This window comes from Kitasatospora sp. NPDC093550, assembly GCF_044764985.1.
In the GTDB taxonomy this organism is placed as follows: Bacteria; Actinomycetota; Actinomycetes; order Streptomycetales; family Streptomycetaceae; genus Kitasatospora.
Window position 1 is genome coordinate 66,616 of the sequence record NZ_JBIWJF010000006.1, and the last position, 26,724, is coordinate 93,339.

Here is a 26,724-nt window from a genome sequence, read left to right on the forward strand (position 1 = left end):
TTTGCTCAGCCGGTGGCGCCGACCATCGCGCGGCAGGCGTCCGTCAGGCCGGTGACGTCCACCGGGACCCGCGCGTGCCGCGCCCAGTCCTCGCGCGACAGGCGCAGCCGCCGGGACTCCACCACCCGCCCGTCCAGCACGTCGCGCTCGATGCCGTCCTCGCGGTAGCCGAGCTTGCGGGAGACGGCGAGCGAGGCGTGGTTGTCGGTGAACGCCACCGAGGTCGCGAAGCGCGCGCCCAGGCCGTCGAAGAGCAGGTGGAGCACCGCGGCGCGCATCTCGGTGCCCAGGCCCCGGCCCTGGTGCTCCAGGCCGAGCCAGGAACCGGAGGAGAACTCGCGGCGGATCCCGAACTCCTCGGCCCGGACGACCTGGACGCCCACCGCACGCCCCTCGTGGAAGGCCGCCAGGCTCAGCGTCCAGTCCCGCGCCGTCCAGCGGCCCAGGCTCCGCCAGTGCATCTGCAGCACGTGCCGGGCGCGTTCGGCGGGCGGCAGTTCGCCCCAGGGGGTGAGGAAGGGCCGCTCCCGCGGCGGGTGGACGCCGCGCGCGGCGAGGCCGGCGACCTGGGCCAGTTCCCCCTCGGTGGGCAGCCGCAGTTCCAGGCGCGGCGAGGCCACGCGCAGCCCGGCCAGGGGCCAGTGGTCGATGAGCACCGGGTCAGTGTGCCGGGGCCGCACCCCGGCCCGCACCGGATTTCCCGCCGACGGGCAGGTCCCACGAGCAGACCGCGTTCACCGGCGGCCACGCCGAGTTCGCGCACCGCGTCCTCGTACGGGTCTCGGCGCAGCCGGCTGCACAGCGCACCCAGGCCGTAGCCGAGCACCCTCCCCGGGGGCGCGGGCCCGATCCGCCCACCGGACCGGCGTCGCCGCCGCCGGGCCGTCAGGGGGCGGTGGGCGCGGCCGGGGTGACCTCGCGGACGGCGGTGGCGACGGCGCGGAAGTCCTTGCGCAGGATCGCGCCGTGGTTGCTGGGGACCTTCGCGCTGATCACGACGTGCGGGTTGCGGGCGGTGACGCCGGTGAGGGCCGCGCGGATGCGCTCCTGCTCGTCGCCGCGGCTGCCGAGCGAGGTCCCGGAGGCGAGCACGTAGCGGGTGGGCACCGCCAGGGCGTCCAGGACGGGGGCCAGTTCGCGCTCCCGGCCGACCCTGCCGAGCTCGATGTTGCACGCGGCCAGCTCCTCGGCGTTCATCCGCGGGGTGATGCCGGTGGGGCGCAGCAGCGGCAGGAACCAGCTCCACTGGCGGAACTGCTTGCGGATGCGCTGCTCCATGGCCTCGTCCAGCCAGTCGTAGGGCATGGCGCCGTCGACCAGGACCGCGCCGAGGGCGCGCCCGGGGTTGCGGGAGGCCCAGTGCGCGGCGAGGTACGCGCCGTAGGACCAGCCGACGGCCAGGGCCCGCCGGACGCCCCGGGCGGCGAGGACGGCGTCGACGTCGCGCACACAGGCCTCGAAGGAGTAGTCGGCGGAGCGCCCGGACCTGCGGCCGCGGGCGCGTTCGTCGTAGGTGATGTGGCGGTAGCCGTCGCCGAGTTCGGCGATGACGCGCCGCCAGTAGCCCTGGGTGGCGAACTGGCCGTTGAGGTAGACCACGGGGATGCCGTCGCCGCCGGTGTCGGTGACGGCGAGGGCGGTGTCGTCGACGGGGAGCATGCCGGTCCAGGGGGCGGGTGCGGGGCTCATGGCGGGTGCCTTTCCGAGCGGGTGGAGGTGTCCGGTGCGGACTTTCTGACAACAGAAACGCTACGTTGCTTTCCTGAAACCGGCAACGCTTTCGTTGCGTCAGATATCCATCGCCGCAGGTGAAGTGCCGGAAAGTGTTGCAACGGCCCTGTCGGTAACGCAATGACATGAGACTCGTTCATTGCAATGGATGAGAGGTGAACGCTAGGGTGGGGATCACGGACCGCCGAGGACCACCACCCACCACCAGGCAGCAGCACCGAGGAGACCGCGATGCCGGGAGGCCGACTCACCCAGCAGGACCGCCAGCAGATCGCGCTGGGACTGGCCGACAGCCTCCCCTACGCCGAGATCGCCCGGCGCCTGGAGCGCCCGACCTCGACCGTCACCCGCGAGGTGATGCGCAACGGCGGCCCCACCGCCTACCGCGCCGACCTGGCCCACCGCGCCACCGAGCGCCGCGCCCACCGCCGCCCGCGCCCCGCCGCCCCCCGCGGCCCGCAGCCGGCCCCCCACGCGCACGGGCGCGACGACGCGGCCGTGGCCGACTACGAGGAGACGCTCACCACCGTGCTGATGGGCTCGGGCCTGTCCAGGATGACCGCCCGGGTGCTGACCTGCCTGTTCGTCACCGACGCGGGCAGCCTCACCGCCTCCGAACTCGCCCGGCGCCTGCAGGTCAGCCCGGCCTCCGTCTCCAAGGCGATCGCCTTCCTGGAGAGCCAGAGCCTGGTGCGCCGCGAACGCGACGAACGCCGCCGCGACCGCTACATCGTCGACGACGAGCTGTTCTACCAGGCCACCATCGCCAGCGCCCGCGCCAACGACCAGCTCGTCGCCACCGCCCGCCAGGGCGCCGCCGTCCTCGGCCCCGACACCCCCGCCGCCCACCGGCTGGAGAACGTCGCCCGCTTCCTCGACTTCATCAGCGAGAGCATCGTGCGCGCCGCCGAACAGGCCCGCGCAGTCCTGCACACCCGGCCCGCGACGGCGGTTGCCGGCACCGGAGCCGCCGACGCCCCCGGACCGGAGCGCGGCTAGCCTACGGCGGCGCCGCGGCGCAGGGTCAGCACGCGCGTGGTGCCGCCGTCGTCCTCGGTGAGGTCGCGCACGTGCGCGAAGCCGAGCCCGGCCAGCAGGGCCAGCGAGGCACCGTTGTCCGCGGCCACGGTGGCGTGCACCTCGGCCAGGCCGAGCGTCTCGAAGCCGTACGCCACCAGGGCCCGCGCCACCTCGGTGCCCAGGCCCGACCCCCACGCCGCCGGGGCCAGCGCGTAGACGATCTCGTGGCCCCGCACCGCGTCGGTCGGCTTGATCTCCGCGTGCCCGACCAGCCGGCCGTCCCGGCGCACCGCCCACACGTCGAACAGCCGCCCGGCGTAGACCTTCGTGAAGATCCGCCCGAACAGGGCCCGGTCCGACTCCTCGGACGCCGGGCCGTCCCCCATCCACCGGGACACCCGCACGTCCTGGAACAGCGCCACGAAGCCCTCCTCGTCCTCGGGGCGGTAGGCGTCCAGGACCAGGCGCCCGGTGCGCAGCACCGGGGTCGGCGGCGTGGTCGGGGTCGGGGGTGCGGTCAGGGGCGTCGGAACCGTCGGGTCTGTCGGGCCTGTCGGAGTCATGACCGGCGACGCTACCCACCCGCCACCGGGCCCGCCAACCGCTTTCCGCAGCCCCGCGGAACGGGGCGGCACACGGGGCCGTCCGGGCTCAGGGCGCCGGGGGCAGGTGGCGGGCCGCGGCGAGGGCGGCCACCGTGCGCAGCCGGGTGAAGTAGGCGGCGCAGTACTCCTCGTCCAGCAGCGGCACCACGGTGTCGAGGTCGGCGATGCACCGCCACAGCCCGGCGACGCCCTCCGCGTCCAGACCGCCCTCCAGCTCCCGTACGACCAGGGCGGCGACGTCGGCGTCCAGGCGCACCAGGTCCGCGCCGTCGACGTCCACCCCGCGGAAGCTCTCCGGGAACGGCGCGCCGCGCTGCTCCTCCCACAGCATGGCCAGCCCGTCCCGCGGCCCGCCCGCCGCCGCCCCCTCCTCCTCCGCTGCGCGCGGGGCGTCCGCGGCCGGGCGCAGCAGCACGGCGACGGTGTCGAAGACCGCGCGCACCAGGTCCACGGCCCGCAGCGGGTTGACCACCCCGCTGCTCGCCGCGCCGTGCGCGATCCGTTCGCGCAGCCGTACCGCGCGCTCCAACTCCCCGGCCAGGTAGGCCGAGACGAGCCCCGCGTCGGCGGCCCGCCGGATCAGCTCGGGCAGCGGCGCGTCCTCGTCGGCCAGCCGCCGCGCGAGGACCTGCTCCAGGGCCAGCAGGGCGTGGGTGACGGCGACGGTGGCGAACTCGTACCGGTAGTAGGAATGCCGGATCAGCTCGCGGGAGGTCTCCAGCGCACTCATGACCGACATCGACGCGCCCTCGGGCAGCACCAGCTCGGCGACCAGCGGGTCCATGCCCGCGTAGTCGGGGACGACGGTGCGCACGCGCAGATCCGGGACAGGGGTCTCCATCCGTGCAGTCTCGCCGCTCGCACGCCGCCGGTGCCACCGGATTCGCCCAAGACGGGACGCCCGCACCGCAGGCCACTGGGGCCGGGCGCCGGCGCCGGGGGCGGTGGGCGCAGGGGGTCGGGCGGGTGACGTGGCGCCACCGGCGGCCGGGAGCGGTCGCCGGCCGGGCACGGCCGTTTCCAGACGCCTGGCCGCCCTCCCCGTCCTCGCCGCGGCCGCCCTCCGCCTCGCGGCCGGACCCGCCCCCGCCACCGCTGCCGCCGCACCCGCGTCACCCCGCCGCCTCGAACCGTCCGTCACGGTCCTGCCGTGCGAGGAAGGCGGCGGCTTCGTCGCCACCAACGGCCGTGAGCGCCGCGAGTCCTGCACCGGTGGAGAGTTCGACGACCACGACGTCGACGGGGAGTAGCACCCGTCGGTGCGGTCCGCCGGCCGGCCGGCGGACGGGAGGGGGGACCCTACGTCCGGACCAGCGGCAGCGGCCGCAGCTGCGGCCAGCGGGAGCGCATGCGCCGGTGCAGGTCCGCCGCGAGCCGTCCCAGCCCGGCGAGTTCACCGCCGCCGCCACCGCCCCGGCCGTTGCCGCCGCCGCCGCCGCTGCCGCCGCTGCCGCCGGCGCCGTCCGCGCCGTCCGCGCCGTCCGCGGTCATCCGGGCGACGACGTCGAGGCGGTGGAGCAGGCGCTGGCGGGCGCTGGCGGTGCCCCACGTCCAGTCCTCGGCCACGGCCCGCGCCAGCTGGTCGAGGCGGCCGCGTTCGGCCCGCTGGACCAGCGCGTCGCCGCGCAGCAGCCAGGACGCGCACGCGTCGCCCAGGTCCCGCCCGGCCTCGGTGCCGGTCGCCCCGCGCCAGGCGGCCCGGTAGGCGTCCTCCGCCTCCTGGAGCAGCGGCGCGGGCGGGGCGGTGGAGGACCAGCAGGTCGGGAACCCGATGCGCAGGTAGGCGAGTTCGACCAGCCCGCTGCCCAGCGAGGCCTGCTCGAAGTCGATGAACCGCACGCCCGCGACGGTGTGCAGGTCGTTGCCCGGGCACGGGTCGCCGTGCAGCAGGGCGTGCCCGGACGCGGTGCGCAGCCGCTCCAGCAGGCCCGCCAGCTCGGCCCGCACACCGGGCGGTTCCGGGACGCCGAGGGCGGCGGCGAAGGCGAGGAAGGCCTCGGCGTCGCCCGCCGTCGGAGCGGACCAGGGGGGCAGCGCGCCGGCGTCCCCGGGCCCGGTGGCGGCGTGCAGGCGGGCCAGCGCCGCCGCGTACCCGACCACCCAGTCCGCGGCGGGCCGGCGGTGCGTCAGGTGCTCCAGGACCAGCACCCGCCGCGCCGCGTCCGTGCCCAGCAGCCGCGGCACCACGGGCGGCTCCACCCGCGAGGCGAGCCGCAGCCCGGCCACCTCGCGCGCGTAGTGCCCGTCCGCCTCCGGGCCGTCCACCAGCTGCTTGACCACCACCGGCGCCCCGGACAGCTCCGCCCGCCACACCCGCGAGCGCGGGCTGCTCTCCAGCACCACGGCCCGCGCCGGCGCGCCGAGTTCGGCCCGCAGCGCCTCTCCGAACGGCAGTGTCGATTCCACGGGGGCATCCTCACACGGGCGTGAACGCCCGTGCCCGCGAATTAGGTGGGGCCCGCGAACGACGCCGGGCCCCGTCCGGCCGGGCCCGGCCAGGCAGCGGGGGGCGCGCTCAGGCGGGCTGCCACAGCTCGATCCGGTTGCCCTCCGGATCGGTGACCCAGCCGAAGGACCCGACGCCCGCCATCTCCTGCGTCTGCTCGGCGACCCGCGCCCCCTTGGCGCGCAGCTGCGCGAGCATCGCCGCCAGGTCGCGGACCCGGAAGTTGAGCATCGTCTGCTGGGCGGGGGAGCCGAAGTAGTCCGTTCCGGCCTCGAAGGCCGCGAACACCGTCGGCCCGGCCTCCTGCCGCCACAGGCCGTGCTCGTCCATGTCCAGCCCCAGGCAGTCCCGGTACCACGCGCCCAGCGCCGCAGGGTCGTTCGCCCGCAGGAAGTACCCGCCGATCCCCAGCACACGTTCCATGCCGCCCATCCTGCCAGGCACCCCACCCACCGCCCCGGCGCCGCACCGGCGCGAACCGGGGCCCGGCGCGTGGTCCGCTACGCCCGGCTCGACGGCAGCGACGGCGGCCCCGACTCCGCGTTCAACCGCTTCGCCCCCGAGGTGGCCGCCCGGCCCGGCAACGAGGTGGTCACCAAGTACGGCATCGACGCCTTCGAGGGCACCGGCCTCGCCGAGCGCCTGCGCCGCCTGGGCGCCACCGCCCTCGTCCTCGCGGGCATCACCACCGAGTACGGCGTCGGCGAGACGGTGCACACCGCCGTCGCCCTCGGCCACCGCGTCACCGTCGCGGAGGACGCCGTCGCCCTGTCCGCCCCCGCCCACGACGCCGCCCTCCGGGCCTTCCGCGGCCTGGGCGTCACCGTCACCACCACCGACACCTCCTCGCCCTCCTCGCCGCCTTCGCGTGACACCGCGGCGCGCGGCGGGGTGTCGGCACGCGATCCGGCCGTCGCTGGATAGCATCCGCAGCAATGCCGCGACCCCTTCGACTGCGAACGGTCTCCGTCGCCGGTCGCTGGCGCCCCCGCGTCGAAAGGCTTCTGCGATGCCCCTGCTGTCCTCGGCCGCGCGATGCATCGGGTCGGCCGTCCTGCTCCTGGGACCGGCCACACCGGCCGCCGGCGCGCCCGCCGTACCCGCCGCGCCGGCGGCCGTGGCCGTTCCCGTCCTCGGGCACACGGGCCGCTGGCTCACCGACGACCAGGGCCGCGTCATCACCCTGCACGGCGTCAACCTCGTCTACAAGAAGCCGCCGTACTTCCCCGCGGCCGGCGGATTCGGCGCCCAGGACGCCCGGTTCCTCGCCGACAACGGGTTCAACGCCGTGCGCCTCGGCTTCGCCTGGAACGCCGTCGAGCCGCAGCCCGGAACCTACGACGACGCCTACATCGACCAGATCCTCCAGACCCAGCAGCTGCTGGCGCAGTACGGCATCCACAGCCTCGTCGACTCCCACCAGGACGCGTTCAACGAGTCGGTGGGCGCGAGCTGGAGCGGCTTCCCCGCCTGGGCGGTGTACCCCGACGGGCTCCCGGTCGAGCCCAACCCGGGCTTCCCGGAGGTGTACTTCACCAGCCCCGCGCAGAAACAGACCTGGACCAACTTCTGGCACGACCACCCGGCCCCCGACGGCGTCGGCCTGCAGGAGCACTACGCGGCGATGTGGGCGCACGTCGCGCAGCGCTTCGCCGACCAGCCGTACGTCCTGGGCTACGACCTGATCAACGAGCCGTGGCCGGGCTGGGACTGGCCGACCTGCTTCCCCGACGGCTGCCCCGCCTTCGAGGGCGAGGTGCTCGCGCCGTTCGAGGCCAAGGCCATGAACGCCATCCGCACGGTCGACCGCCGGCACCTGCTGTTCTACGAGCCGTCGCTGACCAACGACTTCGGCACGCCCGACTGGATGCCCAACCCGACCCGCGACCCGAACGCGGTCCTCGGCTTCCACGACTACTGCCTCGGCGAGACCGACACCTGTCTCACCAACGGCCTGGCCCGCGCCGGCGCGGACGGCACCGCCGGCGTGCTCACCGAATTCGGCGCGACCACCGACGCGACGCGGCTGACCCGCCTCACGGGCCGTTACGACGAGGCCATGGCGTCCTGGATGTTCTGGTCCTACGCGCAGAACCAGACCCCCGGCCACGTCCAGCAGCCGCCCACCGGCCCCAACCTGATGGACCCGGCGATCGTCCGCCCCTACCCGCGGGCCGTCGCGGGCACCCCGCGGCAGTGGGCCTACGACCCCGAGGCCGGGACGTTCACCCTGCGCTACAGCACCCGCAGTGCCGGCTCCGGCCGGCCGGTCGCCGCGGGCGCCCGCACCGAGGTGTACCTGCCGGCCGCCGCCTACCCCGGCGGCTACCGGGTCCAGGTGCAGGGCGCCCGGGTGGTCTCCGCGCCCGGCGCCCGGATCCTCGAACTCGTCGCCGCCCCGGGGCAGGCCGCCGTGCAGGTGAACGTCACCCGGCCGTGACGGGCGCCGGCCCCGCCGGACTGCTGCCAACACCGGTCCGGCCGACGGGAATTGGGTGCGGGGTCCCGGGGCCCCGCTGTTAGGGTGACCGGATGGCAACGATCAAGGAATTCCAGGTCACCTTCGACTGCGCGGAGCCCGAGCGCGTCGCCCGGTTCTGGTGCGAGGTGCTGGGCTACGTCCTGCCCGAGCCCCCGGCCGGCTTCGCCACCTGGGAGGACTACAACGCCACGCTGCCGCCCGAGGACCGGGGCGCGTGGGCCGCCGCCGAGGACCCCGCGGGCAAGGGCCCGCGCCTGTACTTCCAGCGCGTCCCCGAGGGCAAGGCCGTCAAGAACCGGGTGCACCTCGACGTCCGGGCCGGCACCGGCCTGGTGGGCGAGGAGCGCCTGGCCGTGCTGCAGGCCGAACGCGAGCGGCTGGAGGCCCTCGGCGCGGTCTGCGTCCAGGTGCTGGTCGCCGACGGGGTCAACGAGTCCTGCATCCCGATGCTGGACGTCGAGGGCAACGAGTTCTGCCTCGACTGAGCACCCCCGCCACGCGCGGGTGAGGCCGCCCGGGCGCGGGGGCACCGGAACGAGCCGTGGGACCGCCGGCGGAACGGCCCTGGGGCGGCGGGCGTCGCTCCGGGGTCGCCCGGGACCGGGCGGTCTGCGCCGGAGTGGCGCCCTCACGACGCCCGGTCCTCGATCCAGGCCAGGACGCGGGCCCGCGCATGGGTGTCGGCGGTCTGCTCGTGGGGCTCCGCGCGGTCGAACCGGTGGAAGTACGCGCCGCGCACGCCGGCCAGTTCGGAGTCGAGGGCGACCCGCAGGACCGCCAGCGTCCCGTCGTCGAGCGTGGAGGCGACGGGGAATCCTCCCTCGCTGACCATCCGGGTGGGCATCTCCCGGGCCGGATGGACGACGTTCACCGGAACGCCGTCGCGGGCCAGCTCGATCGCGGACATCACCAGGGCGACCTTGCTGCGGCAGTAGGCCCGGATCCCGTCGTAGTCGCGCTCGTGGTTCAGGTCGTCCAGGTCGAGCGGCAGCTGTCCCATGCTGCCCACCTGGACGATCCGCCCGGCGGGGGTCAGCGCACCGGACAGCTCCCGGGCGATCAGGTGCGGCGTGACCGCGTTCACCGCCATGCGCAGCTCGACCCCCGCGGTGTTGGTCTCTCGGGAGGTGGGATCGACTCCGCCGCCGACCGCGGCGTTGTTCACCACGAGGTCCAGCCGGCGCTCGCCGGCGACGGTCAGACACATCTGCCGCACCGCCGTGTGGTCGGACAGGTCGCACTCGACCACCAGCGGTGCGGGCGCCCCCAGTCTCCTTGCGGCCGCCACCACGTCCTGCGCCCGCTCCGCGGTGCGCACGGGCAGCACCAGACTCCAGCCGCGCCGTGCCAAGTCCAGGGCGATCTCGCGCCCGAGTCCGGAGGTGGCGCCTGTCACCACAGCAGTATTCATGCCTTGAAGACTATCAAGAGTTTGATGATGTTCAAGGGCTGTAAGGTGAAGGCATGGCACTGGCGGTGGACGAACGGCTCGGTTACGACATCAAGGCCACTGAGGTCGCGTTCATGACGGCGAAGGCCGAGGCGCTGCGGCCGATGGGCCTCACGGTGGCCCAGTACGCCGCCCTGCTCGCACTTCGTGACAACCCCGGGATCAGCGGCGCGGGGATCGCCAGGGCGTGCCTGGTCACGCCCCAGGCGTCAGCGGCCACCCTGAAGACCCTGGAGGCCAAGGGCCTCGTCGTACGCGAGCAGGACGACTGGAACCGCAACAGCCGGCCCAACCGCCTGTCCGAGGAGGGACGGCGCCTGACCGACCTCGCGGACTCCGCTGCCGGCGCAGTCGAGCAGCGGATGTACGACGCGCTCTCCCCGGCCGACCGCGACACCCTGCGACGCCTCCTCGGCCAGTGCCGCGCCGCGGTCGCGGCGACCCCCTGACCGGACGACTCTCCCGCCGCGGTGAACCCGCCGGTTGCGCACGGAAAGTCGGGCCCGCCGACTTCCCGTGGCGGCGGTCACGGGGCGAACCCCGCCACGGGGGCAGGCACATGAGGCCGGGTCAGTGGACGTCGCACCCGCCGGCTCGGGCGGGTGGAGTGGGAAGTCGGCAGGGCCGACTTCCTGCGCGCGGGCCGGGCCGGTGCTGCACCGTTCCGCTCTGGTGTTGGCCGTGATCGCCGTGCCCGCCCCGGACGCCCCGGACGCCCCGGACGCCCTCGGGCCCGCCCCGCCTGGCCCCGCGGCCTTTCAGCCGTTGTCCGGGCCCCGAATGGCGATCACGGCCAGCACGATCCACAGCCCGGTCATGGCGAGCCAGGCCAGGGCGTGCAGGCCCGTCCGCTCCGAGGCGAGGGTGGCCCGACCGGGGGCGCAGGGGTCGTACCGGACACGGCAGGTGTCGCCGAGCGTGATCTTCACCGAGGCGGCCGTGGTCGTCTCGGTGAAGCCGTACTCGCGGCCCTCGTGGGAGAAGGTGATGGTCGACGTGCTGATGCCGTCGTCCGTGACCTGATCGCTGCACACGCCGTCGGTGTGCGTCCCGCGCCGGGACAGGAACCAGAAGTCGCCGGCCTTCCAGACGAACCCCGCGAAGAACAGCAGGCCGAGACGACGGGAACCGCTTCCCCCATGATTGTCCCTGCTCCCTGACCGTGGACCGACGCTCGACTCCCGGGTGACCCGAGACGGCATGGTCTCCCCCCGTGGACAGGACGAACCTCCTGCCCCTCGGGCGGTTCGCGCAGGGCGCCAGCGGATCGGCCTATCCGGTCGACACCCCGCCACGAACGTCCGCGCAGCGGCACGACTAGGGCTGGAAGAGCACTTCCGGATTGTCCGGCGAGGGGCCGTCCAACAGCGGGCTGGGGATCCCCTTCAGCGTCCGGTCGAAGAACGCCGTCACGTACGCGCGGGTGATCGCCACCCCGCGTTCCGGGGAGAAGGGCGGCGTCGGGAACCCGGCCTGCTCGTGCAGCAGGTCCAGGTCGCTGAAGCTGAAGTGGTCGGCGCCGGTGACCGTCAGCCACTTCTTGTAGCCGCCGAGGGCGGCCCAGGCCTGCTCCCAGGTGGTGGCGGAGCCGCCGCCCGGCTGGTTGTCGGCCGTGCCCAGCATGAGGAACGGCCGGTCGATCTGGCCGGGCACCGGGGCCGGCTTGAAGGCGCCGTCCATGTTCACGCCGGCCCGTACGCGCGGGTCGGCGATCATCGTGGCGGCGGCCGACGCTCCGCCGATGGAGTGTCCGGCCATGCCGATCTCGTGCTTGTCGATGAGGTGGGCCAGGCGCCACGCGGTGTTGCCGTGCGTCAACCGGTCGATCAGGAAGGACACGTCCAGCGCGCGGCCGGCGGGGATGGAGTCGATCCGCGTCGGGTCACCGCAGATCGCGCACGGCGTCGTCCGGCCGTCCGCCAGCGTCTCGCCGCTGTCCTCGTAGGTGTCGCCGACGAGCGCGACGACGTAGCCGTGACTGGCCAGGTCGGTCGCGAGCGCGGTGAGCGTGATGCGCGGGTCCTCGTACGCGGGTGAGAGGACCACCAGCGGGTACCTGCCCCGCTGCGGCCGCGCGCCGTCGAAGGCGTGCGTGGTGACGCCGGCAAGGGTCTGCGCGGTGACGCCGGAGCTCGCCGGCAGATTCTGCCGCTGGACGATGCCGGCTGCCTCGCCGAGGGTCATGTACGGGGCCGGGGTCCCGGTCCCGGGGACGGCCGGGTAGAGCATCGTGACGGTCAGTTGGCGGGGGCCGGACGACGGCACCCACGGGTCGAGACGGCCCGCGTCGGTGAGGTGGATGACCTCCTCGCCGGCGGCGTAGGGGCCGCTCGGGGCGGGGAGCGCGCCGTGGAAGGACCGCGTGGGCGCGGTGGCGCTGGCCGTGGGCGTGGCCGGTGCGGTGGCGAACGCGTGCGTGGCCACCGGTGCGGCCACCGGCGTGGTCGTGGCGGCGAACCCGGCGCCGGTTCCGGTGACGAGGGCGGCGAGCGTCAGCGACGCGACAGCGCTGATACGGCGATTGCGTTTCATGGGCTCGACGCTAGGTTCCGCGGCTCCGTACCGAATCGCCCCACGGATGTCAGCACTCCGCGCCGTCCGTCGCCCCGGCGATGTACGGCCGTCACCCGCCGGGACCATGCCGGGCGGCACGGCGTCCCCTTCGCCGGCGTCGTCGAGCGCCACCGTCGTCCCGGCCTCCGACGAACACGACGCCAAGCCCCACCACCGCCCGGACCTGCGACGCGACGCAGCGGCCATCGGCCCGGGGGCGTACCGGCGTACATCCCCGGGGCGACGCGCAGGGCCGACGCCCCTGCATACGATCTCCGCATGGAACAGCTCCTCCAGCGTCTGTCGACGTCGAAGCGCGTGACCTGGCTGATGTCACAGGCCCTGGTGCTGGCCACCGCCTGCCTGTACGCGCTGGTCCTCGCCTTGACGATGCTGCCCAACTGGGCGCACTACGACGGGCTGTTCCAGGCCCCCGACCTCGGGGGCGTCCAGCTGCTCGCCCTGTGCGCCGTGCTCGCCCTGCCGGTCCTGCTGGTGCGCCGTCTGCCGGCGGCGGTCTTCGCGGCGGTCCTGGGCGAAGCCGTCCTCGGCGACGCCTTCGGCGCGCGGCCCCTGATCGTGTTCGTCCTGCTCGTCGGCCTGGGCGGGTACCTCGCCGTCCGGCGGCCGAAGGCCGCCGCCGCCGGCTCCGTCGCGGCCGTCGCGGCCGCGTTCGCCGGCGACCTCCACGACCGCCAGCAGAACGTCGGCGACGCGCTCCAGTGGGCCGGCCAGTTCGCGCTGTGGTTCACGGTCGCGTGGGTCTTCGGCGGGGTGTACCGCAAACGCCGCGAATACCTCGACGCCCTGCAGCGGCAGACCGCGGCCCGCGTCGTCATGGCCGAACGGCTGCGGATCGCCCGCGAGCTGCACGACAGCGTCGCCCACAGCATCGGGATCATCACGGTGCTGTCGGGAGCGGCGGCGCGCGTCGTCCACACCAAGCCCGAGCAGACGCGGCAGGCGCTGACCGGCATCGAGACCACCAGCCGGGAGACGCTCCTGGAGCTGCAGCGCATGCTCGGGGCGCTGCGCCGCGCCGAGCCGGACGACACCACGGCGCAGGCCGCTCCGCTGGCGCCGGCCGGCAGCCTGGCCGACGTCCCGCAGCTCGCCGAACGCACGGCCGGCGCCGGGGTACGGGTCCAGGTGACCTGGCGGGGCGAGCGGCGTCCACTGCCGCCGGAGATCGAACTGTCGGCGTTCCGGATCATCCAGGAGTCGGTGACGAACGTGGTGCGGCACTCCAGGGCGCGCACGTGCCGGGTCGCGGTCGGGTACGAGCCGCAAGGAGTGACGATCGAGGTGGTCGACGACGGGGACGGCGGGGACGGCGGGCCCGCCCGTCCGAAGCCCTCCACGGCCACCGCGGCCACTGCGGCCGGCGGGAGCGGCTTCGGCCTGCTCGGCATGCGCGAGCGGGTGACGCTGCTGTCCGGCCAGTTCAGCGCCGGCCGGCGTCCGGAGGGCGGGTTCCGGGTGACGGCGAGGCTGCCGGCATGAGCGTGCGGGTCCTGCTGGTCGACGACCAGCCGCTGATGCTCGTCGGGCTCGGGATCCTGATCGGCGACACCGACGACCTGGAGGTGGTCGGCGAGGCCGGCGACGGCCGCGAGGCGGTGCGCCTGGTGCGTGAACTGCGCCCGGACGTCGTGGTGATGGACATCCGGATGCCCGGCATGGACGGCATCGAGGCGACCCGGCAGGCGACCGCCGAACCGGACCCGCCCAAGGTCCTGGTGCTGACGACCTTCGACGACGACGAGTACGTCTACGGCGCACTGCGCGCCGGGGCCAGCGGATTCCTGCTCAAGAGCATGGCCCTGGACGCGATCCTGGAGGCGATCCGCGTGGTGGCCGCGGGCGACGCGCTGATCGCCCCGAGCGTGACCCGACGGCTGATCGCGGACTTCGCCGCGACGTCCGGCCCCGCGGCCCCCGAACCGGACGCCGGGCCCGCAGCGGACCCGAGTCCCATCGCGGGGATCACCGGCCGCGAACGCGAAGTACTGGCACTGGTCGGACAGGGACTGTCCAACACCGAGATCGCCGAGCGGCTGGTGATCAGCGCGGCGACCGCGAAGACCCACGTCGCCCGCCTGTTCGCCAAGCTCCAGGCCCGGGACCGCGTCCACCTGGCGATCGTCGCCTTCGAAACCGGACTCGTGCCACGCAGACGGTAGGAGCAGACGGCAGGGGCAGCGACATCCCTCCGCACAGGAAGTCGGCCCCGCCGACTTCCCACTCCACCCACCCGGATGGTGACGCGACGGCCGTCACGGGAGAGGTCTTGGCGCCGTCGCCCCGGGCCGGGGCGACGGCGTTGGCGGAGCGGGGTCAGCAGGCGTCGAACTCGCCGGTGCTGAGGGCGGTGATGAAGGACTTCCCGGCGGGGGAGGGGAAGTGGAGGGCGGGGCCGGAGGGGTCTGTGGAGTCGCGGACGGGGACGAGGTCGGGGATGCCGTCGGCGACTTCGACGCACTGACCGCCGTCGGTGCTGTGGGTGCTCTTGCGCCAGGTCGTGGGGGAGTTGTCCCTGCTGATCGAGCGGGTGGAGAGGAAGTCGGCGGGGCCGACCTCCTGTGCGCGGGCCGGGCTGGTGCGGATGTCGCCTGTCGGGGAGCAGGGGCCCGTCAGGGTGGATCTAGATGGGGGTGGTGAGGTTGCGGCCGTCGTGGGAGCGGATGTGGGGAGGGCCGGGGCGCAGGGTGTCGAGGATACGGACGGCGTAGACCTCGCTCATGCGGTCGGTGACCTCCTCGGGGGTCAGCCAGGCGACGGCGGTGGACTCCGACGAGAGCTGCTCGATACCGCTCTCGGGGCGGCAGCGGAAGACGAGGGCGACGATGCCGCGGGTCGAGACCCGCCTCACGGTCCCGCCGCAGAAGGTGAGCGGCCTGCTCGGCGCCCGTTTCGTGCCCGAGCGCGAGATCCCGAACGTGATGTCCCCCGCTCAGGCCGCTCGTGTCCTGGAAGCTCTGGCCGGCCGCACCCTGCCGATCCTCCTGTACGGCCGGCGCCCCGACTGAGCGTCAGGGCGTCAGCACCAGGCGGCCCCGCAGGCCGCCCGCCGCCAGGCGCTGGTGCGCCTCGACCGCCTTCTCCAGCGGGAGGGTGTCGGCGACCCGCAGGGTGAGGCTCCCGTCGGCGGCGAGCGTGGCGAGGTGGGCCAGGGCGGGGCCGTCGGCGGTGATCCACACGTTGGCGACCCGGATCCCGCGCAGGCCCACCGGTTCGCTGCCGCCCGCGACCGCCACGAACGCCCCGCGGCCGCGGACCGCGCCCAGCGCCCGGACCCCGAGCAGCGCCGCGTCCACGGCTCCGTCGACCCCGCCGGGCACCGACTCCCGTACGGCCGCCGCCACATCGCCCGCCGTGCGCGGGACGAACCACTCGGCGCCCAGCGCGCGGACCAGTCAAGGTCGCCCGCGCCCACGGCCGGGTGGCCGACGCGCGGCGCGAGTTCCACCACCGGATCTCAACCAGGATCATCCGCGAGAACCAAGCGGTCGCCGTGGAGGGCTTGGCAGTCAAGGGGCTCGCCCGCACGAGGATGGCCAAGTCCGTGCACGACGCCGGATGGTCGCAGTTCGTGGCCATGCTGGAGTACAAGGCCTCCCGGTACGGGCGCGCCTTCCACCGCGTCGGCCGCTTCGAGCCGACCTCCCAGGTCTGCTCGACCTGTGGTGTCAAGGACGGCCCCAAGCCCCTCAACGTCCGCGAGTGGACATGCGCGGCGTGCGGGATCGTCCTTGACCGGGACGTCAACGCGGCGGTCAACGTCGCCAAGGCCGCCGGACTGGCGGTATCAGCCTGTCGAGCGCAGGTAAGACCGGTACCCGTACCGGCTCAGCGCGAAGAAGCAGGAACCCACCGAGACGGTCAGACGACCGTGGCAGGAATCCCCGCGCTGTAGCGCAGGGAGGAAGTCAAGAACTCACCGCGCTCGGCCGCGACCTGCTGCCGCTGATGCGGGCGATCAAGACCTGGGCGGAGTCCCACATGCCGCAGGTCCTGCGGGCCCGCGCCGCGTACGACGACGGGCTCGGCGGCCGGGACTGAGCGCCAAGTCGGCGGCGGCAGCGGCGGATCCGGTTCCTTCGTACCCGAAACCCGCCGGGCCCGGGCTCGTTGAGCCCTGAGGGCCGAACGGCCCCGACGGCAACGAGAGGGAGACCCATGACCGACACCGACACCGCCGCGGGCTCAGCCGTCCGGGGCGGCAGCCCGGACTCCGCCGTGGACCGGGTCGCCGACTTCTACGGTGCCTACATCGACGCCGTCGACGACGGCACCGACGACCTGGGGGGCGAACTGCGCGCCCACTACCTCACCGAGGACCTGCGGCAGCGGCTGGCGGCCTGGGAGGAGGCCAACCACGCCGACGGCGTGCTGCGCGCCCAGGACGTGCCGACCCGCTGGGAGGTGCGCTACCACGACTCCGGCGCCGGGCACCTGTTCACCACCGTCACGCTGACCTGGGGCACCGGCCCGGACGCCGGGCACACCCGGCTGGCGGTGCAGAGCGACCTGAGCACCAAGCTGATCTCGGACATCGAGGAGGGCTGACCCCGCCGGGCTCCCGGGGCCGCTGCGGGCTCAGGTGCCGAGGGCGTGTCCGGTGGTCGCGTCCACGTGGGCGGGGACCGCGTCGTGGCGGTCGCCCACGGTCGGGGTGCCGGTGGGCTCGAACATGAGGATCGAGGCGCCGCCCGGGGAGGACGGCTTGTGCTCGGTGCCGCGCGGGACGGTGAACACCGCCCCGCGCGGCAGTACGACGGTGCGTTCGCCGCCGGGCTCGCGCAGGGCGATGCGCAGTTCGCCGTCGAGGACGAGGAAGAACTCGTCGGTGTCGTCGTGGGCGTGCCAGAGGTGCTCGCCGGCGACCTTGGCGATGCGCACGTCGTAGTCGTTGACGCGGGTGACGATGCGCGGGCTCCACAGGGCGTCGAAGGAGGCCAGGGCCTCGGGCAGGGGGACGGGCCGGGAGGGCTGGTTGCTCATGGAGCCATCCTGGGCCGTTCCGGCCGGGCGGCGGGAGTGCTAGGAATCGCACATGGCGAAAGAATCCTCGCACCGGGCCGGCGCGGCCGGCCTGCACCGGGTGGTCGTGATCGTGGACGAGAACTCCAACCCCTTCGAGCTGGGCTGCGCGACCGAGGTGTTCGGTCTGCGCAGGCCGGAGATCGGCCGCGAGCTGTACGACTTCCGGCTGTGCTCGCCCGGGCCGCGCACCCTGATGCGGGACGGGTTCTTCACGCTGACGGGGGTCGCGGGGCTTGAGGCGGCCGAGGACGCGGACACCCTGATCGTGCCCAACCGGCCCGACCCCGAGGTGCCCCGGCGCCGTGAGGTGCTGGACGCGGTGCGGCGGGCGCACGCGCGCGGCGCGCGGCTGATGGGCTTGTGCAGCGGTGCCTTCACGCTGGCCGAGGCCGGGGTGCTGGACGGGCGCCGGGCCACGGCGCACTGGCAGTGGGCGGACGCCTTCCGGGCCCGCTTCCCGTCCGTCCGCCTCGAGACGGACGTGCTGTTCGTGGACGACGGCGACATCCTCACCGCCGCGGGCAGCGCGGCCGCGCTCGACCTCGGCCTGCACGTGGTGCGCCGCGACCACGGCGCGGAGATCGCCAACGCGGTGAGCCGGCGGCTGGTCTTCGCGGCGCACCGCGACGGCGGGCAGCGGCAGTTCGTGGAGCGGCCCATGCCCGACCTGCCGGACGAGTCCCTGGCGCCGGTGCTGGCCTGGGCGCAGGAGCGGCTGGACACGCCGCTGACGGTGGCGGACCTCGCGGGGCGCGCGGCGGTCAGCCCGGCCACGCTGCACCGCCGCTTCCGGGCGCAGCTGGGCACGACGCCGCTGGCGTGGCTCACGGGCGAGCGGCTGGCCCTGGCGTGCCGGCTGATCGAGCGGGGCGAGAGCCGCTTCGAGGTCGTCGCGCGGCGCAGCGGGCTGGGCACGGCGGCGAACCTGCGGGCGCTGATGCGCCGGGAGACGGGCATCACGCCCTCGGCGTACCGGCGCCGCTTCGGGGCGGAGACCGGGGCCGGGGCTGGGGCCCAGGCCGGGCCGGTTGATGGGGCGCGGGCCGTGGCCGGCTGACGGCCTGCGGACGTACGGGCGGCCCGCGGACGTACGGGCGGCCCGCGGACGTGCGGGCGGCCCGCGGGCGTACGGTCGGCTCAGGCCGGGCCGAGGGCGGCGGCCAGGCGCTCGGGCAGGGTGGCGTAGGGGCGGCAGTCGACCACGGGCAGGGCGTGGGCGGCGGCGCGGCCGGCGAGCCAGGAGGAGTAGCGGGCGCTGACGGCGGCGCGTTCGGGCTGGGGGCCGGGGCCGGGCTCGCGGTCGGCGTAGTTGGCCGCGATGCGGTGCGGGTCGTCCTCGTGGAGGAACACCGCCCGTACCCGCCGCCCCTGTTCGGCGGCCTCGGCGGCGGCGCGGGCGGCGGCCCCGGGGGTGAGGTAGTCGCCCTCGACGATGGCGGGCACGTCCACGGTGAGCCGGTTGCGCACGACACCCAGCAGCGCGTCGTCCAGGGCATGGGCGGTGGCGATCTGCAGCCGCAGGACGCGCTCGGCGCCCAGGACGCCCTGCGGGTCGGCGCCGGCGAAGTGGTGCAGCCCGGGGTGGTCGCGGCCTGCAGCGCGGCCACCACGTCGTCGAACTCCACCACGAACGCCCCGTACCGCGCGGCGAGTTCGGCGGCGGCGCGGCTCTTGCCGACCCCGGAGGCCCCGCCGATCAGCAGGACGTCCCACGGCCTGTCGTCGGTGTGCATACCGTCACCGTAGGCGGCCCGCCGGGCGGCCGGATCACCGGGGTCGGGGTGGCCCGGGCCCGGGGTCGTCAGGGGCGGTCGTCATGGGCGGTGGCACGGCGGACGGCCCAGGGGAGCACGAACCACAGGGTGGCGAAGACCAGGGCGACGAGGCCGGTGACGGGGACGGCCACCGCCGCGCCGAGGACGACGTCGAGGACGAGCAGGACGGCGCCGGTCAGGGCGCAGGCGAGCAGGAGCAGGCCGGCCTGGGCGATGCGGGCGGAGACGGTGACGATCCGTGACTTGCCGGGGTGGCGGTACAGGCCGCGGTGCAGGGCGACGGGGGTGGCGAGGACGGCCGAGGCGAGGACGGTCAGCAGCAGGGTGGCGACGTAGACGTTCTGCTGGGCGTCGCTGAGTTCGGTGAAGCGCGGGGTGAAGGCGACGCCGAGGAGGAAGGCGAAGACGATCTGCACCCCGGTCTGCAGCACCCGCAGCTCCTGCAGCAGCTCCACCAGGCGCCGGTCGGCCCGTACGGCGGGGTTCTCCCAGCCGGGCGGGGGCGGTGCGGGGGAGGGCTGCGGGGCGTGCGGGGGAGGCGGGGTGCTGTCCATGGGTCACATTGTGGTCGTGGCCCGGTGGTCGGGGGCGGAGGCGTTCGGGCGGACGTCGACGTCGATGCCGCTCGACCGGGGGCACCGCGGTGCGCGCGCGGGCAGGTCAGGGGGACGGGTGACCCGGGGTCGGGGGTGGCGGGGGGCGAGGGCGCTCCTCGCGGGCCGCCCTCGCCGTCGTGCTCGTGGCCGGTGGCCGGTGGCCCCGCGCCCGCGGCGGGAAGCGGCGCCGGGAGGGGCACAGGCGCATCCCGGTGCCGGTGGACCCCTACCGGCGGGTGTTCTTGCCGTTGGGCTGCGTCTTCTGGTTGTAGATCTCCTTGCCGTCCGCGTCGTAGGCGTGGACGTAGGAGGAGACGTAGTTCCCGAGGCCGGGGGAGACGGCCGCGGCGTGGACGAACGCGCCGCCCGCCATGACGGCCGGGTACTGCGTCGGGTCGTCGCCGTAGCTGATGGTGATCTTCGCGACGTCGGGCGTGTAGTGCCCGGCGTCCAGCGAGAGGAACTTCCCGGCGCCGGCCTGCTCGCTGAAGCCGTCGAAGAACTCGACGAGGTGGCCCACGCCCCACAGGCGGTCGTTGATGAACGTGGGGGGGACGGACGAGCTGGTGCCCTTGCTGCCCTTCGACTGGCACTGCACGTACTGGCCGGCGGAGTCGACGGCGACGACCACGCCGTCGGTGCGCGGCGAGGCGACCGGCGTGCGCAGGGCGATCACCGCGTGGTACTGCGACGCCTCGGAGCCCAGGCAGGAGCCGAGGATCTCGGCGGTGGTCCCGGCGTCGATCGGGGCAGTGGCCGTGCTGGTGACGGTGAAAACGGTCGGGAAGGGGGAGGGCGCGGAGGAGGCGGCCGTGGGGTGGGGGGAGGCCGGCGCGGAGGAGGAGTCGGCGCCGGCTGCCCGTTGTTGTGGTCCCGGTGAGCGCAGCACGGACGGCAGAGCCAGGCCCAGGACCACCGAAGTGCAGGCCGCGGTCACGGCGAGGGCCCGTCGGCGGTGGCGGCGCCGGTCGGCGCGCCGGCGGATCTCCGCAGCGGGCAGGGCCGGTGCGGACATCTGCGTGCCGAGCGACCGCAGCCGGTCGCCGAGGGTGTCGTGGTCGCGGTCAGACACGGAGCTTTCCTTCCTCGCCGGTCGGGGTCTGGTCAGCGAGTCTGGCCGCGAGCGCGGTCCGGCCGCGGGAGAGGCGGCTCTTGACGGCACTGACGCTGGCGCCGGTCTCGGCCGCGACCTGCTCGACGGACAGGTCGCACATGTGGTGCAGGACCAGGGCGCCTCGCTGTGCCTCGGGCAGGTCGCGGAGCGCGGTGACCAGCATCAGGTGCTCCTCGGTGGGCGGCTCGACGGTGGGGGGTTCTGGGCGGTGGTGGCGGCCGGCCAGGTGCAGGCCCCGGGCCAGACGCCGCCAACGGGAGAGGGCCAGCCTCCGGGCGGTGGTCCGGATCCATGCCTCCGGGGCGCTGTTCGGGTCGAAGGTGCGCCTTCGGTCCCACGCCCGGATGAAGGCCTCCTGGACCACGTCCTGCGCTTCGGACCAGTTGCCGGTGAGCGCGTAGAGCTGCCCGGTCAGGCGGGAGAAGGACGCCGCGTAGAACGCGTCGAACTCCTGTGGCGTCATCAAAAGCCTCTCCTCAGGGGCCGTCCGTCAGCTCGCGGCACAGGCGGCCCACGAGGAGACGCTCCTCGGCCGCGGCGGTGGAACCGGTGCGTCCCGGGCGGAGCCTCCCGCCCTGTACGCGCGAGCATGGCCCCGGAGTCGCACGCGCGGCCTATGATCTGGATCACGTGCGCGGGGTGCGGCCTTCGGGGCGGCAGGAGGCGTTCAGGGGCGCGGGCATCACCCGGAAGCCCGCAGGAAAGGACCCGGATTCATGCGCATCCGCCCGATCATGCTCGTTGCTGCCACCGTCACCGCAGCGGCCATCGCGACCGCGGGGGGAATGGCCACCGCCGCGACCGGCACCGCCGCCCCCGCCGCCCCCGCCGCTCCCACCACCGCCACGGCCACGGTCCCCACCGCTGCGCCCACCGCCACGGCCTCCGGCAAGCCCACCACCGCGCCCACCACCGCGGTCCCCCTCCCGAAGGCCGCTTTCACCGTCACCAGCACGGCCACTGCCCCGATCGACGCCGGGACCACCGCCGAGATCCTCGGCTCCTGCCTGGGCTCCGAGGCGTCGCAGTACCACGCGGTGATCGCCCTGCGCACGCCGGTCGCCTCGCCGCGCACCGACGGCGTGGTCGTCGCCGTCGACTCCGCCGGCCAGTACGTGCAGTGCCAGTCGAAGGGCAGCAAGGGCACCAGCTCGTCCGTCCCCCCCACGTTCATCAACGACCGCCTGTGGGGCGTGGGCCACCTCGTCGAGTTCTTCGACGGCTTCAGCGAGCAGGCCGGCGCCGGGAAGTTCCTCTCGCTGGACGCCGGGCACTACACGCCCGACGTCGCGAAGATCACCATCAGCTACGGCGACGACCCGACGCAGTACCCGGCCGTCATGGCGGGCGGCGCGTTCGTCCACGCCGCGGCCGTCTCCGCCGGCCCCCAGGGGGACTCCCTCCTCCCGAGCTCCTACGTCCACGCCTACAACGCGGACGGCAAGGAGATCTACAACCAGAAGACGCAGCCCAACGTCAAGAACACCCACCCGTAGGGCGCTGCTGTTCCGGGCACCCGGTGGTGGGGCGGCCGTCCCTGCGGCGGCGCAACCCGCCGAAGCCGTTCATCCACGAGCAGCTCCGCTCCACCACCCCCTCTCGTCGGCCCGGCCGGGGTTCTCGGCCCGGCCGGGGCGTCGGGCACCCCACTCAAGCGGTGACGAGGCCGCGCACGAGCGGCGTGGCGCGAGCGAGCGGCGACGCTCGCGCCCGTCGTGCGCTCGTGGGCTTGCCCGGTGATCGGGTCGCGTGATCTGCTGGGCGCAGCATCGCGTGCCGGTGACGGACCGCGTCAGGCATGGAGGTGCGGAACCGAAGGGACCGCCACCCGTGGCCTCCCGCGACACCGGCCGTACGGCCGCCCTCAGCCTTCAACTCTCCCGCGCGCACCAGGACTTGCGGCGCCGCCTCGCCGACCTGCGCGCGGGCCTCGGCCGGCCCCGCCCGGCCGCGGGCGACGACCCGCTGCTCACCCACTGCCTGGCGTTCTGCACCGCCCTGACCAACCACCACCAGGGCGAGGACGACGGCCTCTTCGCCCAACTCCTGCGCGAACGCCCCGACCTGGCGCCGACCGTCGCCAAACTCGTCGAGGACCACGGGTACATCGCCGCCATCCTCACCCGGGTACGCGACCTCGCCGACCAGGCCGCCGCCGCGCCACCGTCCGGCGCCGACCCGGACGCCATCGGACGCGAACTCGACGGACTGGCCGCCATCATGGACTCCCACTTCGGCTACGAGGAACGCGCCCTCGCCGCCGCCCTCGACGCGGGCGTCACCGACGACGGCTGGTCCCGGCCCGTGCTGCGCTTCACGGACCCGCGCGACCAGGCGCCGTAAAACCCGTCGCGCCGACCGATCCGCGCTCCCTACACTCGCCGAGCAGCCGCGCCGCACCCGCGCCGCGCGGCGAACCGTGCCGATGGACGAGACGAGAGAGGGGGCGAGCGGCCGTGCCGAAGCAGAGCGCCGCCGCCCCCTCTCCCGCGTCGCGGTACGAGGTGATCCTGGTGTCCCCGTCCTCCCGGTGCCCGCTGCGCGGCCGGCACCGGAGCCGTGCCGCCGCCGTCTGACCAGCGTCCGACCCGGCCGTCCGACCCGCCGACACCCGTCGACGCCCCGCCGACGCCTCGCCCGTCCACCGACGGGCCGTCCGCACCGCCGTGGCCGACGCTCCGTCAGAAGACCTCGGCACCGGCCCAATCGCGCGCCCACCCGTAGGACACCGCCTCGAAAGGCACCCGGGCCATGCGCACCGACACCACCACCGTCACCAGCACCACCGCCGCCGCGACCAGCACCACCCACGCCGCCATCGCCGCCGTCCGCAACCTCGGCATCCTCGCCCACGTCGACGCCGGCAAGACCACCGTCACCGAACGGATCCTCTACCTCACCGGCACCACCCACAAGCGCGGCGAAGTCCACGACGGCACCACCGTCACCGACTTCGACCCCCAGGAACGCGACCGCGGCATCACCATCTTCGCCGCCGCCGTCAGCTGCGCCTGGGCCGGGCACCGGATCAACCTCATCGACACCCCCGGCCACGTCGACTTCGCCGACGAGGTCGAACGCTCGCTGCGCGTCCTGGACGGCGCCGTGGCGGTGTTCGACGCGGTCGCCGGCGTCGAACCGCAGTCCGAGTCGGTGTGGCGCCAGGCCGAACGCCACGGCGTGCCGCGCATCGCCTTCGTCAACAAGCTCGACCGCGCCGGCGCCGACCTGGACACCGCCGTCGCCTCCATCCGCGAACGCCTGCACCCGCGCCCCCTGGCCGTCCAACTCCCCATCGGCACCGAGGAGTCGTTCACCGGCGTCGTCGACCTGCTGCGCCTGCGCGCCCTCACCTGGGACGGGGACGGCACCGCGGCCGCCGAGGGCCCGGTGCCCGCCCACCTCGCCGACGAGGCGGCCACGCGCCGCCGCGCCCTGGAGGAGGCCGTCGCCGAACTGAACCCCGAAGCCCTGGAGGAGTTCTGCACCCACGGCACCGTCACCGCCGCCACCCTCGCCACCGCCCTGCGCGAACTCACCCGCACCGGCGAAGCCGTGGTCGTGCTGTGCGGATCCGCCTACCGCAACCGCGGCATCGAACCCCTCCTGGACGCCGCCGTCGCCTACCTGCCCTCCCCGCTCGACGTCCCACCCGTACGGTCCGCCGACCCCGCCCCCAGCACGGGCGCCGGCGCCGATCCCGCAGCCGGCGGTACCGGACAGCTCCGCACCGCCGACCCCGAACAGCCCCTGACCGCCCTGGCGTTCAAGGTCGTCGCGGCCCCCACCGGCCGCCTCACCTACCTGCGCCTGTACGCCGGCACCCTGCACAAGGGAGCAACCGTGCTCGACACCACCACCGGCCGCACCGAACGCGTCGCCCGCATCCTGCGCGTGATGGCCGACCGCCACACCGAGACCGACCACGCCCGCGCCGGCGACATCGTCGCCGTCATCGGCCCCAAGACCGCCCGCGTCGGCACCACCCTGTGCGACCCCGACCACCCCATCCGCCTGGAGGCACCCGTGAGCGCCGAACCGGTCGTCACCGTCGCCGTCGAGGCCCGCCGCGCCGCCGACACCGACAAACTCGCCGCCGCCCTCGCCCGCCTGGCCGAGGAGGACCCCTCGCTGCGCCTGGCCACCGACCCGGAGACCGGGCAGCGCACCCTGTCCGGGCTGGGCGAGCTGCACCTGGAGGTCGCGGTGGAGAAGGTGCGCCGGGAAGCCGGCGTCGAGGCGGTCACCGGGGCGCCGACCGTCGCGCTGCGCGAGGCACTGGTCGAGGGCGTCACCGGCTTCGTGTACCGGCACGCCAAACAGGACGGCGGCGCGGGCCAGTTCGCCCACCTCGTCCTCGACGTCCGGCCGCTGCCGCAGGGCACGGGACGCGAGGGCGCGGAGCCGGACTTCGTGTTCGCCTCCACCGTCACCGGCGGCCGGGTGCCGCGCGAGTACGTGCAGGCCGTCGAGGCCGGCTGCCGCGAAGCCCTCGCCGAGGGCCCGCTCGGCGGCCACCCGGTCACCGGCGTCGCCGTCACCCTCACCGACGGGGCCACCCACCCCAAGGACTCCAGCGAACTCGCCTTCCGCACCGCCGCCCGCCTCGGGCTGCGCGAGGCACTGCGGGCCTCACGCCTGCGGCTGCTGGAACCGGTCGCGGAGGTGACCGTCACCGTGCCCGAGGACGCACTCGGCACCGTCCTCGGCGACCTCGCCGCCCGCCGCGGCCACATCCAGGCCACCACCCCCGCACGCGCCACCGCCCCGGCGGGCGCCCCGGCGAGCGCCCAGGTGAACGCCCTGGTCCCGCTGGCCGAACTGTTCGGCTACGCCACCCGCCTGCGCGGCCGCACCCAGGGCCGCGGCACCTTCACCACCCGCCCCGCCGGCTACGCCCCCGCCCCGGCGGCCGCCGCCTGACCCCGGCCGCCCGGCCCTCCTCGCAGAAGGGAGGGCCGGGCGGCGGGGGTGAACTGCCTCGGTGTGCAGGGCCGTCGAGGGCCTTGTGGGGCCTGTCGTGTCAGGGGCCGGTCTCTTCGGGGGAGTCGGCGTCCTCGGCCAGGTCCTTGATCGCGTCGAGGCGGTGTTCCCAGCGGGTGGCGAGGGCGTCCAGCCAGCGGGTCGTCCGCTGCAGTGGTCGCAGGTCGGCCTCGTAGCGGACCTCGCGTCCGGCCCGGTGGGCGCGGACCAGGCCGGCGCGGTCGAGGACGGCCAGGTGCTTGGCCACCGCCTGGCGGGTGACGGGAAGCCGGGCCGCCAGGGAGGTCGAGGTCGCGCCGCCTTCGCGGGTGAGGATGGCCAGGACGTCCCGGCGGATCGGGTCGGCCAGGGCCACCAGGACGTCCTCGGGGGCCGGTTCGTCCCCGGTGGTGCCGGTCATGCCGGGATCTGTTCGCAGTCCGCGCACAGCCGGTCGAGCTTGCCGGGCCAGTTCCGGGTGTTGGCGCGGTGCCGGTCGGCGGCCTCGTCGGCGGGCAGCCCGAGGCGGGCGAAGCCGCTCTCGACCAGGGTGAGCAGGGTGGCGCCGGTGGAGCCGTCGGCGGTCAGGGTGAACTCGACCAGGGTGGCGTTGGCGTCGTCCGGTTCCTGGCCGGCCGCGCCCTGGGACCACCGCCAGGACAGGACTTGCGGCGGCTCGACGGTCTGGAGGCGGGCGGGGATGGTGCCGTGGACGCCGTGGTCGAAGACCACGAGGCCGCCGGGGCGCAGGTCGATCTCGACCGGCTGGCCGCTGCCGAACCAGCGGCCGAGGAAGGCGGGTTCCGTCAGGACGGACCAGACCCGTTCCCTCGGGGCGTTGATCAGGACGGTGCGTTCGATCGTGTCGGGGATCATGGGCCACCTCACCTCGCCGGAATGTGCAACCCCAAGGTTGCACATCCGGCGGGCGAAGCGCAACCGGT

General features: G+C 74.8%; 32 protein-coding genes and 5 pseudogenes. 18 read left to right on the forward strand and 19 right to left on the reverse strand.

The window, feature by feature from the left end:
• Nucleotides 1–5: 5 nt before the first annotated feature.
• Entirely contained in the window at nt 6–656 is a 651-nt protein-coding gene (locus tag ACIRD3_RS11045) for a GNAT family N-acetyltransferase (protein ID WP_402214166.1), read from the reverse strand.
• A 229-nt stretch (nt 657–885) separates the two neighbouring features.
• A complete protein-coding gene (locus ACIRD3_RS11050) occupies nt 886–1,689 on the reverse strand; it encodes an alpha/beta fold hydrolase (protein WP_402214168.1) in 804 nt (267 codons plus the stop codon).
• 273 nt (nt 1,690–1,962) lie between these two features.
• Between ACIRD3_RS11050 and ACIRD3_RS11055 the strand changes: the two are divergent.
• The 3 pseudogenes from ACIRD3_RS11055 to ACIRD3_RS11065 all read left to right on the forward strand — a co-directional run.
• A pseudogene (locus ACIRD3_RS11055) lies at nt 1,963–2,040 on the forward strand (MarR family transcriptional regulator); the annotation flags it as partial.
• Nucleotides 2,041–2,172: pseudogene (locus tag ACIRD3_RS11060) on the forward strand (MarR family transcriptional regulator); the annotation flags it as partial.
• Nucleotides 2,173–2,331: 159 nt separating this feature from the next.
• Nucleotides 2,332–2,730, forward strand: a pseudogene (locus ACIRD3_RS11065) (MarR family transcriptional regulator); the annotation flags it as partial.
• Here ACIRD3_RS11065 and ACIRD3_RS11070 read toward each other — a convergent pair.
• Both ACIRD3_RS11070 and ACIRD3_RS11075 read right to left on the reverse strand, forming a co-directional pair.
• Nucleotides 2,727–3,233 carry a GNAT family N-acetyltransferase gene (locus ACIRD3_RS11070; protein WP_402214739.1) on the reverse strand — a complete coding sequence of 169 codons (507 nt, stop codon included), beginning with the start codon at nt 3,231–3,233 and terminating at the stop codon, nt 2,727–2,729. The pseudogene ACIRD3_RS11065 and the gene ACIRD3_RS11070 overlap by 4 nt on opposite strands.
• A 169-nt stretch (nt 3,234–3,402) precedes the next feature.
• A complete protein-coding gene (locus ACIRD3_RS11075; protein WP_402214170.1) occupies nt 3,403–4,197 on the reverse strand; it encodes a hypothetical protein in 795 nt (264 codons plus the stop codon).
• Nucleotides 4,198–4,327: 130 nt separating this feature from the next.
• Between ACIRD3_RS11075 and ACIRD3_RS11080 the strand changes: the two genes are divergently transcribed.
• Nucleotides 4,328–4,606 carry a hypothetical protein gene (locus ACIRD3_RS11080; RefSeq protein ID WP_402214172.1) on the forward strand — a complete coding sequence of 93 codons (279 nt, stop codon included), beginning with the start codon at nt 4,328–4,330 and terminating at the stop codon, nt 4,604–4,606.
• 49 nt (nt 4,607–4,655) lie between these two features.
• Here ACIRD3_RS11080 and ACIRD3_RS11085 read toward each other — a convergent pair whose 3' ends face one another.
• Nucleotides 4,656–5,762 (reverse strand): aminoglycoside phosphotransferase family protein, encoded by a 1,107-nt coding sequence (locus ACIRD3_RS11085; RefSeq protein ID WP_402214174.1) that lies wholly within the window; start codon nt 5,760–5,762, stop codon nt 4,656–4,658.
• 109 nt (nt 5,763–5,871) lie between these two features.
• Complete coding sequence (locus ACIRD3_RS11090) at nt 5,872–6,225, reverse strand: VOC family protein (RefSeq protein WP_402214176.1); 354 nt, start codon at nt 6,223–6,225, stop codon at nt 5,872–5,874.
• A 69-nt stretch (nt 6,226–6,294) separates the two neighbouring features.
• Here ACIRD3_RS11090 and ACIRD3_RS11095 point away from each other — a divergent pair, with 69 nt between their 5' ends.
• The 3 genes from ACIRD3_RS11095 (at nt 6,295) to ACIRD3_RS11105 (ending at nt 8,769) form a co-directional block, all read left to right on the forward strand.
• The gene (locus ACIRD3_RS11095) at nt 6,295–6,726 is read left to right on the forward strand and encodes a cysteine hydrolase family protein (protein ID WP_402214177.1); all 432 of its coding nucleotides are present in this window, start codon (nt 6,295–6,297) and stop codon (nt 6,724–6,726) included.
• 85 nt (nt 6,727–6,811) lie between these two features.
• Nucleotides 6,812–8,242: a cellulase family glycosylhydrolase gene (locus ACIRD3_RS11100; RefSeq protein ID WP_402214179.1), complete on the forward strand. Its 1,431-nt coding sequence runs from the start codon at nt 6,812–6,814 to the stop codon at nt 8,240–8,242.
• 92 nt (nt 8,243–8,334) lie between these two features.
• Complete coding sequence (locus ACIRD3_RS11105; RefSeq protein WP_402214181.1) at nt 8,335–8,769, forward strand: VOC family protein; 435 nt, start codon at nt 8,335–8,337, stop codon at nt 8,767–8,769.
• A 143-nt stretch (nt 8,770–8,912) separates the two neighbouring features.
• Here the strand turns inward: ACIRD3_RS11105 and ACIRD3_RS11110 are convergent, their stop codons facing one another.
• Complete coding sequence (locus tag ACIRD3_RS11110) at nt 8,913–9,695, reverse strand: SDR family NAD(P)-dependent oxidoreductase (RefSeq protein WP_402214183.1); 783 nt, start codon at nt 9,693–9,695, stop codon at nt 8,913–8,915.
• Nucleotides 9,696–9,748: 53 nt separating this feature from the next.
• Here ACIRD3_RS11110 and ACIRD3_RS11115 point away from each other — a divergent pair, with 53 nt between their 5' ends.
• Nucleotides 9,749–10,183, forward strand: a complete 435-nt coding sequence (locus tag ACIRD3_RS11115) for a MarR family winged helix-turn-helix transcriptional regulator (protein ID WP_402214184.1) — start codon at nt 9,749–9,751, stop codon at nt 10,181–10,183.
• A 309-nt stretch (nt 10,184–10,492) separates the two neighbouring features.
• On the opposite strand, the gene ACIRD3_RS11120 is transcribed toward ACIRD3_RS11115, so the two are convergent.
• Together ACIRD3_RS11120 and ACIRD3_RS11125 are read right to left on the reverse strand one after the other, a co-directional pair.
• Nucleotides 10,493–10,936, reverse strand: coding sequence for a DUF3592 domain-containing protein (locus ACIRD3_RS11120; RefSeq protein WP_402214186.1), 444 nt, complete (start codon nt 10,934–10,936; stop codon nt 10,493–10,495).
• Nucleotides 10,937–11,051: 115 nt separating this feature from the next.
• On the reverse strand, nt 11,052–12,266 hold the full coding sequence (locus ACIRD3_RS11125; RefSeq protein WP_402214188.1) for an alpha/beta hydrolase: 1,215 nt from the start codon (nt 12,264–12,266) through the stop codon (nt 11,052–11,054).
• Between the two features lie 300 nt (nt 12,267–12,566).
• Here ACIRD3_RS11125 and ACIRD3_RS11130 point away from each other — a divergent pair, with 300 nt between their 5' ends.
• Entirely contained in the window at nt 12,567–13,790 is a 1,224-nt protein-coding gene (locus ACIRD3_RS11130) for a sensor histidine kinase (RefSeq protein ID WP_402214190.1), read from the forward strand.
• Entirely contained in the window at nt 13,787–14,470 is a 684-nt protein-coding gene (locus ACIRD3_RS11135; protein ID WP_402214192.1) for a response regulator, read from the forward strand. The genes ACIRD3_RS11130 and ACIRD3_RS11135 overlap by 4 nt, the downstream gene beginning before the upstream one ends.
• A gap of 154 nt (nt 14,471–14,624) precedes the next feature.
• On the opposite strand, the gene ACIRD3_RS11140 is transcribed toward ACIRD3_RS11135, so the two are convergent.
• Nucleotides 14,625–14,924 carry a DUF397 domain-containing protein gene (locus ACIRD3_RS11140; RefSeq protein WP_402214740.1) on the reverse strand — a complete coding sequence of 100 codons (300 nt, stop codon included), beginning with the start codon at nt 14,922–14,924 and terminating at the stop codon, nt 14,625–14,627.
• Nucleotides 14,925–14,931: 7 nt separating this feature from the next.
• A pseudogene (locus ACIRD3_RS11145) lies at nt 14,932–15,159 on the reverse strand (NUDIX hydrolase); the annotation flags it as partial.
• A gap of 16 nt (nt 15,160–15,175) precedes the next feature.
• Between ACIRD3_RS11145 and ACIRD3_RS11150 the strand changes: the two are divergent.
• A complete protein-coding gene (locus tag ACIRD3_RS11150) occupies nt 15,176–15,316 on the forward strand; it encodes a hypothetical protein (protein WP_402214194.1) in 141 nt (46 codons plus the stop codon).
• 3 nt (nt 15,317–15,319) lie between these two features.
• Here the strand turns inward: ACIRD3_RS11150 and ACIRD3_RS11155 are convergent, their stop codons facing one another.
• Nucleotides 15,320–15,652, reverse strand: a complete 333-nt coding sequence (locus ACIRD3_RS11155) for a zinc-binding dehydrogenase (RefSeq protein WP_402214196.1) — start codon at nt 15,650–15,652, stop codon at nt 15,320–15,322.
• A 50-nt stretch (nt 15,653–15,702) separates the two neighbouring features.
• Between ACIRD3_RS11155 and ACIRD3_RS11160 the strand changes: the two are divergent.
• A pseudogene (locus ACIRD3_RS11160) lies at nt 15,703–16,203 on the forward strand (RNA-guided endonuclease TnpB family protein); the annotation flags it as partial.
• 263 nt (nt 16,204–16,466) lie between these two features.
• Nucleotides 16,467–16,856: a hypothetical protein gene (locus ACIRD3_RS11165; protein WP_402214198.1), complete on the forward strand. Its 390-nt coding sequence runs from the start codon at nt 16,467–16,469 to the stop codon at nt 16,854–16,856.
• Between the two features lie 30 nt (nt 16,857–16,886).
• On the opposite strand, the gene ACIRD3_RS11170 is transcribed toward ACIRD3_RS11165, so the two are convergent.
• Nucleotides 16,887–17,291, reverse strand: a complete 405-nt coding sequence (locus ACIRD3_RS11170) for a cupin domain-containing protein (protein ID WP_402214199.1) — start codon at nt 17,289–17,291, stop codon at nt 16,887–16,889.
• Nucleotides 17,292–17,343: 52 nt separating this feature from the next.
• Here ACIRD3_RS11170 and ACIRD3_RS11175 point away from each other — a divergent pair, with 52 nt between their 5' ends.
• Complete coding sequence (locus ACIRD3_RS11175; protein ID WP_402214201.1) at nt 17,344–18,390, forward strand: GlxA family transcriptional regulator; 1,047 nt, start codon at nt 17,344–17,346, stop codon at nt 18,388–18,390.
• Between the two features lie 80 nt (nt 18,391–18,470).
• On the opposite strand, the gene ACIRD3_RS11180 is transcribed toward ACIRD3_RS11175, so the two are convergent.
• A complete protein-coding gene (locus tag ACIRD3_RS11180; protein WP_402214203.1) occupies nt 18,471–18,800 on the reverse strand; it encodes a hypothetical protein in 330 nt (109 codons plus the stop codon).
• 27 nt (nt 18,801–18,827) lie between these two features.
• Here ACIRD3_RS11180 and ACIRD3_RS11185 point away from each other — a divergent pair, with 27 nt between their 5' ends.
• Nucleotides 18,828–19,079, forward strand: coding sequence for a hypothetical protein (locus ACIRD3_RS11185; RefSeq protein WP_402214204.1), 252 nt, complete (start codon nt 18,828–18,830; stop codon nt 19,077–19,079).
• 55 nt (nt 19,080–19,134) lie between these two features.
• Here ACIRD3_RS11185 and ACIRD3_RS11190 read toward each other — a convergent pair whose 3' ends face one another.
• The 3 genes from ACIRD3_RS11190 to ACIRD3_RS11200 form a co-directional block, all read right to left on the reverse strand.
• Complete coding sequence (locus ACIRD3_RS11190; protein ID WP_402214205.1) at nt 19,135–19,662, reverse strand: DUF6328 family protein; 528 nt, start codon at nt 19,660–19,662, stop codon at nt 19,135–19,137.
• A 268-nt stretch (nt 19,663–19,930) separates the two neighbouring features.
• Nucleotides 19,931–20,776, reverse strand: coding sequence for a hypothetical protein (locus ACIRD3_RS11195; RefSeq protein ID WP_402214207.1), 846 nt, complete (start codon nt 20,774–20,776; stop codon nt 19,931–19,933).
• Nucleotides 20,769–21,281, reverse strand: coding sequence for a SigE family RNA polymerase sigma factor (locus ACIRD3_RS11200; RefSeq protein ID WP_402214209.1), 513 nt, complete (start codon nt 21,279–21,281; stop codon nt 20,769–20,771). The genes ACIRD3_RS11195 and ACIRD3_RS11200 overlap by 8 nt, the downstream gene beginning before the upstream one ends.
• Before the next feature lie 253 nt (nt 21,282–21,534).
• Here ACIRD3_RS11200 and ACIRD3_RS11205 point away from each other — a divergent pair, with 253 nt between their 5' ends.
• From ACIRD3_RS11205 to fusA, 3 genes are all read left to right on the forward strand, one after another.
• The gene (locus ACIRD3_RS11205; RefSeq protein ID WP_402214211.1) at nt 21,535–22,314 is read left to right on the forward strand and encodes a hypothetical protein; all 780 of its coding nucleotides are present in this window, start codon (nt 21,535–21,537) and stop codon (nt 22,312–22,314) included.
• Between the two features lie 334 nt (nt 22,315–22,648).
• A complete protein-coding gene (locus ACIRD3_RS11210; RefSeq protein ID WP_402214213.1) occupies nt 22,649–23,161 on the forward strand; it encodes a hemerythrin domain-containing protein in 513 nt (170 codons plus the stop codon).
• Nucleotides 23,162–23,569: 408 nt separating this feature from the next.
• Nucleotides 23,570–25,741 carry an elongation factor G gene (gene fusA / locus ACIRD3_RS11215; protein WP_402214215.1) on the forward strand — a complete coding sequence of 724 codons (2,172 nt, stop codon included), beginning with the start codon at nt 23,570–23,572 and terminating at the stop codon, nt 25,739–25,741.
• 100 nt (nt 25,742–25,841) lie between these two features.
• On the opposite strand, the gene ACIRD3_RS11220 is transcribed toward fusA, so the two are convergent.
• Entirely contained in the window at nt 25,842–26,201 is a 360-nt protein-coding gene (locus ACIRD3_RS11220) for an ArsR/SmtB family transcription factor (RefSeq protein WP_402214217.1), read from the reverse strand.
• A complete protein-coding gene (locus tag ACIRD3_RS11225; RefSeq protein WP_402214218.1) occupies nt 26,198–26,656 on the reverse strand; it encodes an SRPBCC domain-containing protein in 459 nt (152 codons plus the stop codon). Before ACIRD3_RS11225 ends, ACIRD3_RS11220 begins: the two co-directional genes overlap by 4 nt.
• Nucleotides 26,657–26,724: the final 68 nt, after the last annotated feature.